This window comes from Legionella pneumophila subsp. fraseri, from assembly GCF_000586315.1.
Taxonomy (GTDB): Bacteria; Pseudomonadota; Gammaproteobacteria; order Legionellales; family Legionellaceae; genus Legionella; species Legionella pneumophila_B.
This window is the reverse complement of sequence record NZ_JFIM01000031.1, coordinates 36,032-50,896: the sequence shown is the minus strand read 5'-3', so window position 1 is coordinate 50,896 and position 14,865 is coordinate 36,032. Positions and strand designations below refer to the sequence as shown.

The following is a 14,865-nucleotide window of genomic DNA, read 5'->3' as shown; positions in this document are numbered from 1 at the left end:
ATGCCTAACGGAATTAGTGATCAAGTCCTCCGGAATACGCATTTGATTCACAGTTGGCTCGTAACTAAAAGTCTTTAATATGAATTTAATGTATAAAATAGTTTAAGTCCAAGCACCCTGCCTGTCTTCTGCTTTGGGTATGAATATTAATTCTGCAGATTTCTTACTCTCTTCGCTAATATCGGGTGCTCTTGCTACACTATAAGTAAGCGTCATCAATGTGGGCATGAACGGTGCATGTGGAGTTAGGACATGACGAGATTAATCAGCATTTTATTTTATCTGTTCATCATGACGAATGCGATGGCCTATACCCCTCAATTTAACAAATCAGAGCAGCTTAAGAAGCTGACTCCATTGCAATATCAGGTGACTCAAAATGGGGCAACGGAAAAATCATTTAATAATGCTTACTGGAACAATAAAGAGGAAGGCATTTATGTTGACATAGTATCAGGAGAACCTTTGTTTAGTTCTACTGATAAATACGACTCAGGAACGGGTTGGCCCAGTTTTACAAAGCCAATCGATATATCGTATTTGGTTTTTCACACAGACAGAAGCTATTTTTTTATTGTGCGTACGGAAGTTCGCTCTAAATACGCAAATTCTCACTTGGGTCATGTCTTTAAAGACGGGCCAGAACCAACCGGGTTGCGATATTGTATGAATTCAGCTGCCTTGAAATTTATTCCAAAAAATGAAATGGAGCAAGCGGGGTATGGGCAGTACCTTTATCTGTTCAATAAAAAATAATCTGCCCTTGTTTTTCCAGCAAGTTAGCCTATGGAATTCATTAAGCTCAAATCAATGTTGGAATAGAAATGAGCGGAACTTGCCTTATGTTCCCCAAATTATAGTCTGGCTGAGGGTGTACTTAACGATCCTAGTTGAATGCCAATTAATGCAACGTCAATTACATTAATGAGATTAATCAGCAATTGATTGGCTCTTTGGTTTTTATTGAGGAAAGCCCATTTATTCTCAGCCAAATGTCTGGACTCAGTGCGGTAGTAATCTGAGAACAAACCATTACCTACGTTCTCTTGCCCAATGCGTAAAAGAGCATATTTTTGAATCAGCGGATGGTCACTCTTCGCTACCTTCTGACAAAAATCACGAAATGAAATGGACATTTTATCCTGATAATTTTCTATGTAGTCTTTCTGCATCATTTCAAAGAGAGAGGAATGTCCAGTATCAAGCTCCGAATCTTCCTGCAGGGAGCGTAATATTCTTGTCAGCATCTCGTTGTATTGTGCCGGGCTTGCTTTTTGCAAGGAGTTTTTTCCTTCCAGTAAATCTGTTTCATCCAACTCAACGGAATTCATCAAGACTTGAATGCATTCCATCGCTTCTTCGTAGTGAATGGTGGTACCGTAACTTGAGCAAGCCAGTCGGAATGCCTGCACAGTCGGTTGAGCTCCCATCTTATATAAGCGTAAAGCCAAATCTTCATGTCCTAGCCGCAATAAAAATTCAGCCGGTCGCATCGCTTCGAATTCAAAATTGTCTTGATTGTTGATAATCAATAATTGTTCATCGTGAGGAACTTTATTTTCAATATAACTCATGAAGTCATGCAGTAAGTGGATAATCTCATAATCCCCCAAACTGGCTGCTATCAAGCTTTTGAGAGGGTTATTGCCAGATTTGGGATGTATTAAATTGAGGTAAGGAGATTGATCTATGGCGGTAAAATCGACTCCTTTAATCATTAACTCTCTAAACAAGGCAACCATTTGAGCAGAAGAAAAATTTAATTCATTGGTAGCAATGATATTTGCCAGGGTTGTTGTCAATTCAATGTCTTTATTTCCAGGATTTAGGTAACCATATTCTCGTTTGGTTGCGAAAGTTGTCCAATGGGGAGGGGTATGTTCATCGCCTTCAATTATCGTGTGGCTTTTAACCTTGATTCTTTGATTTAAATAGTCGCAGCTGTGACTGCGAATGCAGGATATGAGCAGGTGATATTTCTCATCCCTGTCCACTGGGACATTTAACAGGTCCAACAATTCGCTATCTTTAATGATTAATGGAGCGTCTACCAATATTTGAGGTGAGTTGGCTTTATTATCATGATGAAAAAAACTTGGAATTTTTTCTCCCATTTTATTATTTCGCATAGTTAGGAACCTATTTCAAAAAGTTTAAAAGCGATAGCTGATGCAACAAAAGCTTCGAACCCATGTTTGTTTGTAACAATCAACAGATATGTTTTTAGTCCTATTTTAGTCATGATGATTTCATATTGATTATATTGTTTATATTAGTCAAGAAGATTTTCATGCTATCTGATCAGGACTTACAAAAAAAACAAGGTCAAGGCAAAAAATGTTTTTAATGAGGGAATTTAGATAAACTAAATAATCGAATTAAAAACTATCCTTAACAAAGAGCTTGGAATTTTTCGTTCTGCTGATGACAAATTGGGGGTTTAAAACCTGGTTAAAAATCCGTGGAGTGTTTGACAGCAGGTATAAATAGTATGAGGTGAAAACCGCGGTTCAGTTGTTGCAGTCCTATGCCTGTGAGTGGTTGATTTAATATCCAGTGCCAGGGTAATCATTCCATTGAAAATAAAATTAAGGCAGTCAGTGCGAAAACCATCCCTAATCCTTGTTTTATGCTTAATTCTTGTTTGAGAAAAATCATACAGAATATTAAAGTAATCATGGGATACATAGAGGTGACCAAAACTACCGGCATGGTGGGACCATTGCGTAATGCCAAAATAAAAAAAATACAGGCAATCCCGTTAGCCAGGCCATTTAGCAAACCATAAGTGCTCCCTTTAACAGAAAGCTCAGGTTTAAAACCCAATAAAATCAAAGCAATAATCCCAGAAATTAAAACCCCTATACTTGAATAAAAAGTGATGGAAAGGGGATTAATAAAATTAGCAGCTCTTGTCCCCCAATATCCCCAGGCACCATAAAGAAATAATGCAGCCAAAGAAGGAAAGTACCAAGTACTAAAATTCATAATTTTATCTTATCAAGCAATTTGTTTGAGGTTTGTTCAGGATAACTGTTCATTAGTGAAAATAATACTGTTTATTACTAAATTTTACTTATTATCATGATGAGCTGTGGTTTACAAAAACGCTAATTACCAAAGTAGTTTATTTTTCTGAATAAATAATAAGCAAAAAATCCATGACTGGGCATTTATGGATTGAACGAGGAGTCTTGTTCAGATTTTACAGAATAATAGTCTTCAATTAGTCTGAGTTCCCCTAATTTAGAAATTTTTACTTCTTCTGCATGAGTTTCACAGCGATCAATATAATCGTGGAGCAAACCGGCAATATGTGATACCAAACGATGAGAGGACATGATAGAAAGATGGCCGTGGCGATCTAAAATGTGTAGTGAGTCAGGGTATTTATCGACGTATTCTTTTATATACCCTGATTCTCCTGGTACAATCGCATCTTCCTTTGCAATAAAAAAATGGTAGGCGCTAATGGAGTGTTCTACTATCTCTTGTTTAAGTTGTGCAAGAAATTCACTATCAATTTCCATTTCTCTAACGGAATCAGAAAACCATGATAATGGTTGTACAGCAAGGTAAGAACCATTAAATGGAGTACCTACTGTAATGATCAGCGGGACTTCAATGCAGGCTTCTTTAGCTAAAAACTCTGCAAAATAAGAAGCAACCAGCCCACCTCTGGAGTGCGCTATTAAAATGATGCGTTGATGATGATTAGCCTTTATTTTATTTTTGAGTTGTTCAGCAAAAAATTTGATACTTTTTCCCTGGTAACGTTGATCAAAGCCCAGTAAATTCAGAGAGCAAATTTCATCAGGAAGTCTAGTCGTAATCAAGCGTTCAGCAACACGTTTAAATGCCGCAGGCTGATCAGCTGTACCATGGATAAAATAGATCGCTGTCCCTGTATTATTATCTTGTTCGTTTTTGTAATTAGGATTTTGATAGGATTGATCGCCAGAAGGAGAGGTTAACCAATAATAAGTATGAGCAAATATCCCCGTGGTGGAGATGGGTTGTTTGGCTTTTGCAGTATTGAGAGCGCGCTTCAACATGGTTTAATTCCTTTTTTATTGTGGAGCGTTGGGTTCCGAAAGTCGGATACTGTCAATAATTTCTCATCAATATAGCGTAACATAGGGCAATTTTAAATCATGTTTTAAAGAGTTATCAGCGTCAGTTATTCAATGAATTGGGATTCAGTTAAAAATTCATTCATATTCTCTAGTGATTTGTTTTCATCATTGCATTCCCAGTCAGAAGCAAAGATGTTAATGAAAAAGCAGGCGTATCTTTTAAAAACTAAAAGATGTTTTATAAGAATTTGCAAATGGTTCTGCCAGGAGATGAGAAATGGCATGTCTATTTAGATCTCTATCTCTTCTGTATTTTAAACTAACCTCAGGTTTTTCCAGCGATTGACTGAGGAATTTTTTTAAATCAGCGTTAAATTTCTCAAACAGGGATTTATTACTTGTCAATAAACCCTTTATTTGGCGTTCTAAAGCTAAGGCAAACCACGGAGTAGTGTGGGGAATGATTGCATCTATAATTTTTTGCAATCTTTCTTTGTCAGTACTGCTGTCTTTTTTAATTTGAGTAATGATTACTGCAAAATCGACATGTCTTTCGAGAGTGGCATTAGAAATGATTATTTCAAATTGTCTGGGGGATAATACTTTGGCAGCCATTTTACAATAAGGCTCTTGAGTGTTTCTAAAAATATCCCAAAACTTGTTATCTTCTATGGAACTTTTTAATTGAGATTCTGATAAATTTTCTAGAATAATTTTCAAGCGGTTTTTTCTGTTCTCTATGAACGATTTATGATTTATTGTCTTGGACTCGATCATCCAAAGGTGTTTCAGTATATCCTTATAATCGGGTGAAGAGGCTTTTTCTACAATCATTTTAATTCTGTGATCTGGTAAACTGTTTAAATCATCAATTATTTTTTTCTCATTGATGATGTACGTTGTTGCATTCATTTCACGCAGGAATGCATCAAACGCTTCATCAGTCCAATCTTCTTTTGCTGCAGGTATGTTGGTAGATATTGGTTTGGAGATAGCGGTTACAGAAGACCATTTTGAGAGGGGAGGTTTGCTGTGGGTTGTATTGGATGGCAAGGCAGGCAGGGACTGGTAACGTTTTCTATATGCTTGAGTATTTATACCAATATAATGTTCAGCTAATTTTGCGAGTTCAATCTTAAAAGAAGCGGAATGGGGTAAATGAGCAATCTGATCGATTAGGGCTATTTTAATTTTTGTAGAGGCATAAGGCATAATAGAAACAAGTTTACCTAACAAATAAGCGCTTGGTTTCAGTTTTTTTATCATTAAATTGAGAATGTCATGCTTTTTGATATTTGAAGCAAACAATGCCAATTGTTTACGATTTAATGTGTTAGCTGCAGCTTCAATATAGGAGTCTTTATTTAAAAGATTTAAAAAATCAGGTGAATCAAAAGAAGCTTTTAACTGATCTTCTGATAGAGCTTCCAGCATCACTGCAAATTTATCTTTTCTGTTTTCTCTTTTTGATGGCTCAAATTCAAAGCCACTAAAATAACGCCATAAATAATCCAGATCGCTTGAGCCAAACTTCTTTTTTTCTTTAATTGGACTGAGTCTACTGACAAATAATTTAATGTCTTTATGAGTCATCTGGTTCAGTCTGCTCCAAAATTCATGTTTTAATAATTCTGAGTTTTTCATTATCTCAATTAATTTTTCAATATCTTTTTCCTCTGGAGGTGATAAATTCTTCTCCTCTTTTTGCGGGATAGCCAGTGCCTCATCTTGTGCTATGAGCTCATTGATTTTTGCCGTGAACGCCATAAGCTCTTCAGAATTGTTGAAATCATGGGATTCAACTGTTTTAAATGATTTTGTTTTTAATTTCTCTTTAGGTTTTGTGAAAAAAACATTCTGCGTATGAAGAGTATTGGGTTTGATAATTGGCTTCGTGTCGGTCGAACTACACGGTTCTTCTAACTCTTTTTTAAATAATGATTTTTGTTCAGTCGTTTCTTGTATCTTATGGATCGCTTTTGTTAATTCTCTTCTAACTGTAATGATGTCAATTGAGCCTGTAAGGACAATTTTTATTCTATTAAATACAAAATCAAAAAGCTCTTTTCCGAAAACCACACTAGTGGCCAAATCAGCGACTGCTCTAAAACAAAATAACGAAAAGGTGAAGATAAACCTTACGCTGCCAATAAAATCAATGGTGATAGAGCCGGATTGAGCAGATGGGTTTCTTTTTTTTTGAGTTGAGGCATGCTGGCGAGACTGTTTTAAAAAATATTTCATTATATTAACTAATATCCGTATGGTTAAATTTAATGTAAAAGTAACAGTTTATTCTATTCACTAAATCATCCTGAGAATTCGTTAATAGAATTGAACTCATACAAAATATGTATGTTGATGGATTTATACTAAAACATCAAGCACTCCATATTGACTTCTTTGAAGTCAATATGGTTTATTTTGTATAAAATACAGCTTCAAGCCAATTATTAATGGTGATTATTTTTTAGGTTTTCTTTGTGATTTTGGCTTGCTGTTTTCACCAACCGTTGTTCCAGGATGTTTCTTTGCAAACTCTTTGGTGACGTATCGCCCAGTTCCTGCATCTCTATATTTTGTCATTTGAAACTCCATTTTAATCTGTGCCAATGGAAGTATAGCAAATACAGTTAGCAAGAGTAGTTTTGGTGAAAAGAGGCTGTTCTATTTGCTCATCCCATACTTGTATGTAAACTAAATCCCTTAATGGATATAAGGGATTAGACATGGTCAGATTTTTCAAAGACAGGGAAATTGAATTCAAAGACTTACCAGAGGAATATTACAAAAAACTGTGTAATGCTCTAAAAGCTACTATGTCAGTGTGCATCGCCAGCACTTCTGCATTAGTTATTAATGAACTAAGCGCAAAAATCCATAAAGATAGAATGACTCAATATGAGGAAAATAGCTCTGTTGCTATTCATGGTATCGGTGAGATAAGAGTTTTCCTGCTCAGGATATTTAAACATCTTGAGAATAACAAGATTGATTTTCTGGATGGGAGGGCGGCAATAAAAAATACAATGTCAAAGGGGATGGCAGGAAATTGTGAACACCAGGCTTTTTATCTTGCTGCCTTGCTGAGACAACAAAATATCCCTGCGCTTATTTATGATATTGAAGACATTAATCATACTGTAGTTATCACTGAAAATTATCTCCTTGATCCATGGATAGGTGAGATTTTTGTGCTTGCCGATACGGATCTCAAGCAGTTTTACGGGTCGTCACTGAATATGAAAGCCTCATGGCTAAATCGATTATTAAGTAATAAAAAATTCAGCTATCCTGATGAACTCACTCTTCAAACATTAAAAGAATATTTTGTACAGCAAGAAGACCAATACAAAATCAGACTTAACATTTTGGATAATAAAATGGGTATGGATCATAAAATACCTTGTGAACTATCTTATTAAAAAGGTATTGGTGCCTTATCAAACCAGCGATGTCGGACAAGGTGCCCGACACTTGCAACGCTTGGAATACGAGTTGTGTTTAATGTGAGTGTCCAGGAGCATGAGCATGCTCGCCTGTGTTTTCCTGTTCAGGTTCATGGCCCTGATTCTCAGGCACCAGGAGTATGTTAAAAAATAATAATGTCATTTGTTGCTGATTATTATTATTATTCATAGGCGGTATCAAGGAAAACATCAGGAGAGGTAGAGGGAGCGGCATTGCATTATCCTGTTGTTGACCAGGATTATTTCCATGTTGTGCAAAGAACAGCGGTTGATAAAAAAAGAGATGGGGGTTTTGCCCTGCGTGAGCAAATTCATCCTGTAGTACCTCTCGTGCCCAGTTTTCAGTTAACTCTCTCTTAACAGAATCACTAAATTGCTTAGGTTCAGTTTTATCAGGATCAAGTGCAAAAAACTCTATTACCTGTTCTTTGGTTATGGGCTGATTGGTTAACTTATCCTCTTCAAAAAGGGACTTGTTACTCGAATGATCAATTAATGATTTGGCAGGGATTGGCCAGTATTTCTCCGCGTGGGTAGTTGGATCGCTGGGGAGATGTTCCAATCCTGATGAAATTGCTTTAACGGTGAATTTATTATCACCAATCCGAACCAGGTAAACGATCGTGTTTTCATCCAGCACAGTATCTTCTTGCATAATAGGATCAAAATAAGTTGGCATAATAATAGTCCTTTAGCTGTTATTTAATCTCAATAGTAACTTATAGGATCAAATTGACTTTTGCAATACTCTTGACTCATTATTTAATCAATTGGCATGACTTGATTTGCAAATAGTTTTGATTAAATACAATTCCCATAACTTGTTTGTTATCAATTTAGGCAAAGGGCAAGGCTTATTAGTCCTTTACCCTATGGAGTACACTCAACATGTTGAATTTATTTCAGGAAATCATGGCTGGCTTTTTGATAGGTATTCAAAAAATTATCCTGGACAACGACGGCTTTGTTATTGACAGCTTGAATTGTTTCTGGCTTGTTAAGCACACCAGTTTTAAATTTCCAACCTTTGGGAAGTTGAAGTTTATTACCTAGTTGCCTGAGGGCATCCATTGTTTGCGGATATTTTTGAACACTATAGGATTGCATTACAAAAACTTGCCCAGTGGGGTCAATCAATTCAAAGACAGGTTTTCCTTCTTGATAGATCCATGTTGTTTTACGGTCTACTTCGTGGGATTGATATGGTTTGTTTTTAAATAAATCTATTAAACTAAGACGCAAGATGCCTGCTTCCCTCATGGGAATTCCACTGATTGTTTTGATGGCAGGATTTATCAAAGACGTGTTTTTAAATCCATCAATTACCCAGTATCGAGGACCATTAAGATGAACAAAAGAAGATCCTGTTTCCTTTTTTACTGCAGAAATAGAAACTTTACTCCATAATTGCTCCGGGCAATCATTTAATCCCCAAGTATTATAAACAGCATAACTAGAGATGGTTTTTGATAGGATGATTTCACAATATCGTTTGCCACGCATATTGGATGTCTCAGCGCCATAAGATAGCAAGGGAACAAAAAATAAAATGAATAAAAATAAAGAAATCCCCATAGAAAAGGGATGAGAAAATTTTAGATTACGCACGACTATCTCCTTGTCATTATTTATATCTATTTACACTTTAATTTATAACTCATTGAAAGAAAAAATATTTTTGATTGAAATTCATTCTTCAATATTTTAAATGGTAATTGAATTAAAAAATTAAATTCATTAACTCTTTCAGGAAGTTATCTCTTAAGCCATCAAGCTTTGCAAGTTGTTTGGCCGCTTGTTTTTTTTGCCCTGTCTGAATTAGCTGAATTATTATATTTCCCAACTTATGTTCCTTGTGATGCAAATCACACACTTTTTTAAATCGTTTTTTTTCTTTGATTGTTTGTTGATTTTCAAAAAGCCATTGTTCTATTGGACATACTTCAAGTGATAATTCAGGTTTAGGAGATTGATTATTCTCTAAATAAAGTCTGATTGATTGAAAGATAAGATAGTGTTTTATGGAGATTTCGACTAATTTATTTAATACGGTTTGCGAAAACAGGCTTTCCCCCCATTCTGGATCAAGTTTCCAATTTTTTATCCATGGAATTAATTTCTTGGGAGGTATGGGTTTGGCAATAGCGTGTCCCTGGATTAGATTGCAACCAAACAAGCTTAATAATTTCCCATGAGCTACTGTTTCAACCCCTTCTGCAACCAAGACACGCCCAATGACCCTGCAAAACTCAATCATTATTTTCAGAATTGCCAAATCTTTAGGATTATCAAAAATATTGATGATAAAACTTTGATCAATTTTAACTTCAACGGTACTGAATTCTTTAAGAAAGGTTAAAGAGGCATAACCTGTCCCAAAATCATCCAGAGAAAAGTTAATTCCTTTAGTCTTGCACTCGGCTATTATCCGGGAAACTAGCGCCAAATCTTCAATAGCTTCTGTTTCGAGAATTTCAAGCATGATTAGGTGATGAGGAACACTTGGGTATTGTGCCAATGTATCAAGCAGTTTTTTGACAAAATTGGGGCTCTGCAATTGGTAACCACTCACATTAATATTGATGGGTATTTTTATGTTGCATGCCAGTAATTTTTCAATTTGCTGCAATACCTGATGCAGCACCCAATCACCAAGCTGTAGAGAAAGAGGGTGATTATTAAGATCAGATAAAAATTGTTTGGGAAGTAAGAGGCCCTTTTCTGGATGCTGCCAGCGCAGCAATGCTTCCAAACCTACTACTTTAGCTGTCTTTAATTCCACGATAGGCTGGTAATAAATTTTCAGTTCATCTAATTGCATCGCTTTAGAGACAGATTCAATGCGTTTATTAAATTCTATAATTCGCTCTTCAACCTGTGGATCAAAAAACTCAAAAATATTAACACCGTTGATTTGAGCTTTATGGCGGGCAATTTCTGATTGTTGTAGCAGGTCCTCGGCACTGAATGCGCTATTTTTATAATATGCGGTTAATCCAATGATCGTTTGCAAAATAATAGTTTGGTGATCAATGTAATAAGGACAAGCGAGTTTTTCTATCATTCTTTGTGCAATGGAAGCCATCACTTCAATTTGGTTTTTTATAAAATAAACAACAATAAACTCGCTTAAACCGATACGTGAGAAAAATATTTTTTTAGGTGATGTTCGATCAATACGGTTAACTGTTTCCAATATGATTTTATCGCGAGTATCAGGGGGGAAATCTAACAGAGAGTTTTTGCTGTTTGAGTCAAATACTCTAATATTAAAAACGATGAGTTCTTCGTTTTCTTCAGGCAATCCGCTGATAAGCATCTGAAGTCTTTGGGTGAGTAAAAATTTATTTGGTAAACCTGTTAAATAATCATAATATTTGAAATTCTCAATTTGTTGTTCTTGTTTTTTTATTAGTGTTAGATCATGGTAATAACCAATGTAGTTTATCACATCCCCGACAGAATTTTTGACAGCCGAGATGGCTAAAAAGACAGGAAATAACCTTTTGTTTTTCTTTTTAGCCCAAAGCTCACCACTCCACTGTCCTTTTTCAGCCAATATCTTCCAAAGTTCCTTGTAAAATTTCTCATTTTGCTTTCTTGAATGTAAAATGGCCAGTTTTTGGCCTATGACTTCCTGTTCTATATATCCGGACATTTTCATAAAAGCGTTATTCGCTTCAAGAATGGTGCCTTCCGGATCGGTGATAATAATGCCTTCAAAAGCTGAACTAATACCCTTACTTGAAATGGTTAAAAGTTTTTCTTTTAATTTGAGTTCTGTAACATCAAAGAGAGAAATAATCCATACCAGACGATTTTCCCAGATACTTTTCCTGACATTCATATGTGCTGTTAAAACTTCATTATTGGATTTTAAAATTTCAACTTCCTGTGTTTCATCTGCAGCCATAGGGTATAAGAAATTAGAACCAATGAGTTCTGTACGGATAACGCCAAATAATTGAATTACATAATCATTCGCATAAAGAATTTGACCTTCATTATTAATCACCAACACTCCTATAGCCATTTTTTCAACTAATTGATACCAGAAGTTTTGAGTGTTTACAGGGTGGTTTGAAATCACGATATCACCTAATCCATTTCCAGAGCAGCGATAACTTTTTGTGTATCGGATAAATCACCGATGATTCGACGTTCGGGCAAAGGCTCTTTTTTAATTAATATCGGAGTTGCGAGAATTTTTTCTTCTTCTGCTATCCCCTTGTTTTTACATAGATCTACCACATCAACATCACACAAATCAGCAAGCTTGGGGTGTGAGCATATCGATTGCAAATTAATAATGGCACGTTTTGATATAGCACTATTGCCAATCACAAACAGTTTTAGCTTAATTCGAGTCATTCAATTACTCTCTTAGCAATTTATTCGATTCCATTCGTGTAATAATCTCTTGCTCTTGGGCAAGCAATTTATTTTTTTTAGACATTAATGCATTCCGTTTAGCCAGATAACCTATTTCCTGAATTTTTTGCTGGGCAAGCAGTTCCTCTTCAAGAACTTGTATTTCACGTTCAATGCGTTTAATTTCCTGTTTTCTCAGATGGTATTCTTGTTTTTCTCTCAATATACAGGCTGATTTTTGCGAGCCAAATACCATTTGGTTATCACCAATATAAGGTTCTTCAATGCGAATTCCCTTATCAGTTACATAAAATTCCTTGATTTGATTGGATGTTTTTATGCCACGTGCTTTGGCGATGTGGATTAATCGATTGAACTCTCCATTGCTTTGTGTGTTCGTTAAGCGAATCCAGATTTCTGTTAAGCTGGATAAACCAAGCTCACTTTTTTCTTCAAGGTAATCAGGTATTAATTCAGTAAAAAGTAGGGTTTTATTGTGAGATTTCATATAAGAGACGAAACGTATGAACAATCTCTTAACTTCTGTTTGATTCCCTAAATCCAAAAGCGAAGAAAGAGGGTCCAATATGAGGACATCAAATTGCTTTTGTTCTGTTAAATTAATGATTGATATAATATGATCCTCCAGCCCCATTTCTACAGAGCGTCTGGAGTTGATTTGTAACTTTTTTTGAGTGATGCATTTCATTAAATCAATGTTAATGGATTTGGCATGGTGAATTAAATCACTAGGGGTTTCTTCAAATGAAATGAACAATACTTTCTTTCCTTGTCGAACGGCTGATTGGGCGAAACTTGCTGCAAAAAGGGTTTTTGCGGTTCCAGAACGTCCAGTGATTATTCCCTGAGATCCAATCGGATATCCCTTGTCACCCAACATTTTATCCAAGGATTTTATGCCGGTACTTAGATATTCACTCGAAGCTATTGTATCTAATTTTGTATTGGTTATGGGAAGTAATGAAATGCCATTACCAGTAATAGAAAAGGGATATTCATTAGTGCCATGAGATGAACCACGGTTTTTAATGATTCGCAAATAGCGCGTCATCAGGTCGTTCTTAACTTTTTGTTTCAGTTCAATAGCACAATCGACAACATATTCATCATAGAGGTTTGTTTGTAAAATCGTTTGGTTTTCAGCAATCGTTGTGAGAATGGTAAGATTTTTTTGCCGCCCCCACTGAAACAATCTTAAAAGCTCATAGTTGGGATCATAGTTTTTAATACCTAAAAGAATGGACTGAAGTGAATCGATAATTAAGGTATCGGCTTTGATTTTCTGTTGCGCCTGTTCTATACGAAGTAAAAGGGCGTTGATATCGAATTCTCCAGCCACTTCATCTATCAATATAGGTGTAAAATCAAGAATTAACAGCTTACCCTCTTGCAAAAATTTCTTAATTTCAATGTTGAATCCATCCATGTGAGAAATAATTTGCTCTGGCGACTCTTCGCAGGTGACATAAATGACGCTGTTGTTTGACTTGAGTTGTTCGTAGGTAAAAAAAAGGGTGAAAATTGTTTTTCCTGTGCCAGGACTACCTTTGAGGAGAGTTGGTTTATTCTTCAAATAGCCGCCATTTAAAATATCGTTTAATCCCTTAACTCCTGTGTTTACTTTATTAATATTCACATTTTTGTCCTCAAAGAAATTCGTATCTTCCAATAAACCATTTAAGTTGCGATTGAGATATTGTCTATTAAATTATAGTACAACTTGTTATCTAAACTGAGCTCTCTTACTTAATATTCTCTTACTTAATATTAAATCGAGTCTTTACATGATTGATTTGGCATCTCTTTGCTATCTAAGAACATCTCATTTGTGGATGGCTTTGGTCTTCCTTTGCATTGCCATCATCAAGAATCAATTGTTTTGATGTGATTTTAAGATGAAAACCAATTGTAAAAAAATTGACAATTTTTATATAATTTATCGTTAAATAAGAAAATTGGAGAATTGGCCAGCAACGGTTAATGGTCGTCCTACAGGATTCCAAACTTATATTAGCTATTTAAGACCTTCCCAGGTTGTCATTGGTTATCCCTCGCCAAATGCTAATGGTGGCAGTGATGGTTCACCGTTTACTCTGACAGCTACAATCAAATGGGTCATTCAATGCCTTAACACGGCGATTGCAAGCAATACCAGTTGCGGTGTTTACACTCCGCCAAGAGCTTATGGGAATATCGGCTGGGAAGTGACTTATGATAAAAACACAGGACTTACGAAAAACCCCAATCTCATCGTTAAAAACATTTTTTGCCTTGACCTTGGAGTTTTTCGTAAGTCCTGAAACAATCAATTCAAATTTGCGAGATAATTGAAAAATTGTGTTATTAATGGTGTTTGTAAGTAATCCAATTGGCCAAGTCAGGCTTTAGAGCCTGACACTTAATTAGAGAGTTTGGTGCAGATTCTTTCCATATCTCGATCACGCAAGTGTCTATCTTGAGGAAATTTGTAATTGGCAACCAGACTTTCTTTAGAAATTTCAAATATTTTTCCATCAGCTAAATTGGTATTTAAAGTTTCTCCACCAAACAGGGTAATGCGTTTTCCATCAAAACGAGAATTAAAATATTTTTTCCAAAACACATCCGAGCCTGGTTGAATCATCATATGAATGCCTTTGTCCATTTTAAGAGCATATTTAATGGCTCTTGAGGCAAGTTCACTTCCTAATCCATGTCCTCTGGCATTATTGTCAACATAAAGCTGGTCTATTTCTAGCAAATTTCTGCTTTCTAACCTGTCCGATGAGGCGAGTTGAACATAGCCATGTATCTCTCCTGTTGATTTATGCCTTGCTGATATCTGTGTATTGCCGTTTTGCATGGTCGAGATTTCAAATTTATAAATGGCCATATTTTGCCCTCATAAAAGGTCATATAATTTTCACTTAGTATAACATATAATCTAT

At 35.7% G+C, this 14,865-nt stretch carries 13 protein-coding genes and 1 pseudogene; 3 read left to right on the top strand and 11 right to left on the bottom strand.

What is annotated here, in order from left to right; translation table 11 throughout:
* Nucleotides 1-252 precede the first annotated feature (252 nt).
* Nucleotides 253-756, top strand: coding sequence for a peptide-methionine (R)-S-oxide reductase MsrB (msrB, locus tag CC34_RS0108120; RefSeq protein WP_027227687.1), 504 nt, complete (start codon nt 253-255; stop codon nt 754-756).
* 98 nt (nt 757-854) lie between these two features.
* On the opposite strand, the gene CC34_RS0108115 is transcribed toward msrB, so the two are convergent.
* The 5 genes from CC34_RS0108115 to CC34_RS0108090 all read right to left on the bottom strand — a co-directional run bounded on the left by CC34_RS0108115 (nt 855) and on the right by CC34_RS0108090 (nt 6,662).
* Nucleotides 855-2,129, bottom strand: coding sequence for a hypothetical protein (locus tag CC34_RS0108115; RefSeq protein WP_028379386.1), 1,275 nt, complete (start codon nt 2,127-2,129; stop codon nt 855-857).
* Between the two features lie 439 nt (nt 2,130-2,568).
* Nucleotides 2,569-2,988: an EamA family transporter gene (locus tag CC34_RS0108105; protein WP_027227689.1), complete on the bottom strand. Its 420-nt coding sequence runs from the start codon at nt 2,986-2,988 to the stop codon at nt 2,569-2,571.
* A 185-nt stretch (nt 2,989-3,173) separates the two neighbouring features.
* The gene (locus tag CC34_RS0108100; protein WP_027227690.1) at nt 3,174-4,055 is read right to left on the bottom strand and encodes a lipase family alpha/beta hydrolase; all 882 of its coding nucleotides are present in this window, start codon (nt 4,053-4,055) and stop codon (nt 3,174-3,176) included.
* A gap of 240 nt (nt 4,056-4,295) precedes the next feature.
* Nucleotides 4,296-6,320 carry a hypothetical protein gene (locus CC34_RS0108095; protein WP_028379385.1) on the bottom strand — a complete coding sequence of 675 codons (2,025 nt, stop codon included), beginning with the start codon at nt 6,318-6,320 and terminating at the stop codon, nt 4,296-4,298.
* Nucleotides 6,321-6,539: 219 nt separating this feature from the next.
* Nucleotides 6,540-6,662, bottom strand: a complete 123-nt coding sequence (locus tag CC34_RS0108090; protein WP_229309785.1) for a multidrug transporter — start codon at nt 6,660-6,662, stop codon at nt 6,540-6,542.
* A 143-nt stretch (nt 6,663-6,805) separates the two neighbouring features.
* On the opposite strand from CC34_RS0108090, the gene CC34_RS0108085 reads away from it, so the two are divergent.
* Complete coding sequence (locus CC34_RS0108085) at nt 6,806-7,501, top strand: hypothetical protein (protein WP_028379384.1); 696 nt, start codon at nt 6,806-6,808, stop codon at nt 7,499-7,501.
* A 79-nt stretch (nt 7,502-7,580) separates the two neighbouring features.
* Here the strand turns inward: CC34_RS0108085 and CC34_RS0108080 are convergent, their stop codons facing one another.
* From CC34_RS0108080 to kaiC, 5 genes are all read right to left on the bottom strand, one after another.
* Nucleotides 7,581-8,225 (bottom strand): hypothetical protein, encoded by a 645-nt coding sequence (locus tag CC34_RS0108080; protein ID WP_028379383.1) that lies wholly within the window; start codon nt 8,223-8,225, stop codon nt 7,581-7,583.
* 218 nt (nt 8,226-8,443) lie between these two features.
* The gene (locus CC34_RS0108075) at nt 8,444-9,154 is read right to left on the bottom strand and encodes a hypothetical protein (RefSeq protein ID WP_028379382.1); all 711 of its coding nucleotides are present in this window, start codon (nt 9,152-9,154) and stop codon (nt 8,444-8,446) included.
* A gap of 112 nt (nt 9,155-9,266) precedes the next feature.
* Complete coding sequence (locus CC34_RS0108070) at nt 9,267-11,636, bottom strand: EAL domain-containing protein (protein ID WP_028379381.1); 2,370 nt, start codon at nt 11,634-11,636, stop codon at nt 9,267-9,269.
* An 8-nt stretch (nt 11,637-11,644) separates the two neighbouring features.
* Nucleotides 11,645-11,917, bottom strand: a complete 273-nt coding sequence (locus tag CC34_RS0108065; RefSeq protein ID WP_027227697.1) for a circadian clock KaiB family protein — start codon at nt 11,915-11,917, stop codon at nt 11,645-11,647.
* Nucleotides 11,918-11,921: 4 nt separating this feature from the next.
* Complete coding sequence (gene kaiC, locus CC34_RS0108060) at nt 11,922-13,574, bottom strand: circadian clock protein KaiC (RefSeq protein WP_027227698.1); 1,653 nt, start codon at nt 13,572-13,574, stop codon at nt 11,922-11,924.
* 319 nt (nt 13,575-13,893) lie between these two features.
* Between kaiC and CC34_RS0108055 the strand changes: the two are divergent.
* Nucleotides 13,894-14,265: pseudogene (locus tag CC34_RS0108055) on the top strand (hypothetical protein); the annotation flags it as partial.
* Nucleotides 14,266-14,336: 71 nt separating this feature from the next.
* Here the strand turns inward: CC34_RS0108055 and CC34_RS0108050 are convergent.
* The gene (locus CC34_RS0108050) at nt 14,337-14,810 is read right to left on the bottom strand and encodes a GNAT family N-acetyltransferase (protein WP_027227700.1); all 474 of its coding nucleotides are present in this window, start codon (nt 14,808-14,810) and stop codon (nt 14,337-14,339) included.
* Nucleotides 14,811-14,865: the final 55 nt, after the last annotated feature.

What these genes read in the sequence shown, in the direction of transcription:
- msrB (WP_027227687.1), top strand. Translation starts at nt 253, where the DNA reads ATGACGAGATTAATCAGCATTTTATTTTATCTGTTCATCATGACGAAT.
- CC34_RS0108115 (WP_028379386.1), bottom strand. Translation starts at nt 2,129, where the DNA reads ATGCGAAATAATAAAATGGGAGAAAAAATTCCAAGTTTTTTTCATCAT.
- CC34_RS0108105 (WP_027227689.1), bottom strand. Translation starts at nt 2,988, where the DNA reads ATGAATTTTAGTACTTGGTACTTTCCTTCTTTGGCTGCATTATTTCTT.
- CC34_RS0108100 (WP_027227690.1), bottom strand. Translation starts at nt 4,055, where the DNA reads ATGTTGAAGCGCGCTCTCAATACTGCAAAAGCCAAACAACCCATCTCC.
- CC34_RS0108095 (WP_028379385.1), bottom strand. Translation starts at nt 6,320, where the DNA reads ATGAAATATTTTTTAAAACAGTCTCGCCAGCATGCCTCAACTCAAAAA.
- CC34_RS0108090 (WP_229309785.1), bottom strand. Translation starts at nt 6,662, where the DNA reads ATGACAAAATATAGAGATGCAGGAACTGGGCGATACGTCACCAAAGAG.
- CC34_RS0108085 (WP_028379384.1), top strand. Translation starts at nt 6,806, where the DNA reads ATGGTCAGATTTTTCAAAGACAGGGAAATTGAATTCAAAGACTTACCA.
- CC34_RS0108080 (WP_028379383.1), bottom strand. Translation starts at nt 8,225, where the DNA reads ATGCCAACTTATTTTGATCCTATTATGCAAGAAGATACTGTGCTGGAT.
- CC34_RS0108065 (WP_027227697.1), bottom strand. Translation starts at nt 11,917, where the DNA reads ATGACTCGAATTAAGCTAAAACTGTTTGTGATTGGCAATAGTGCTATA.
- CC34_RS0108050 (WP_027227700.1), bottom strand. Translation starts at nt 14,810, where the DNA reads ATGGCCATTTATAAATTTGAAATCTCGACCATGCAAAACGGCAATACA.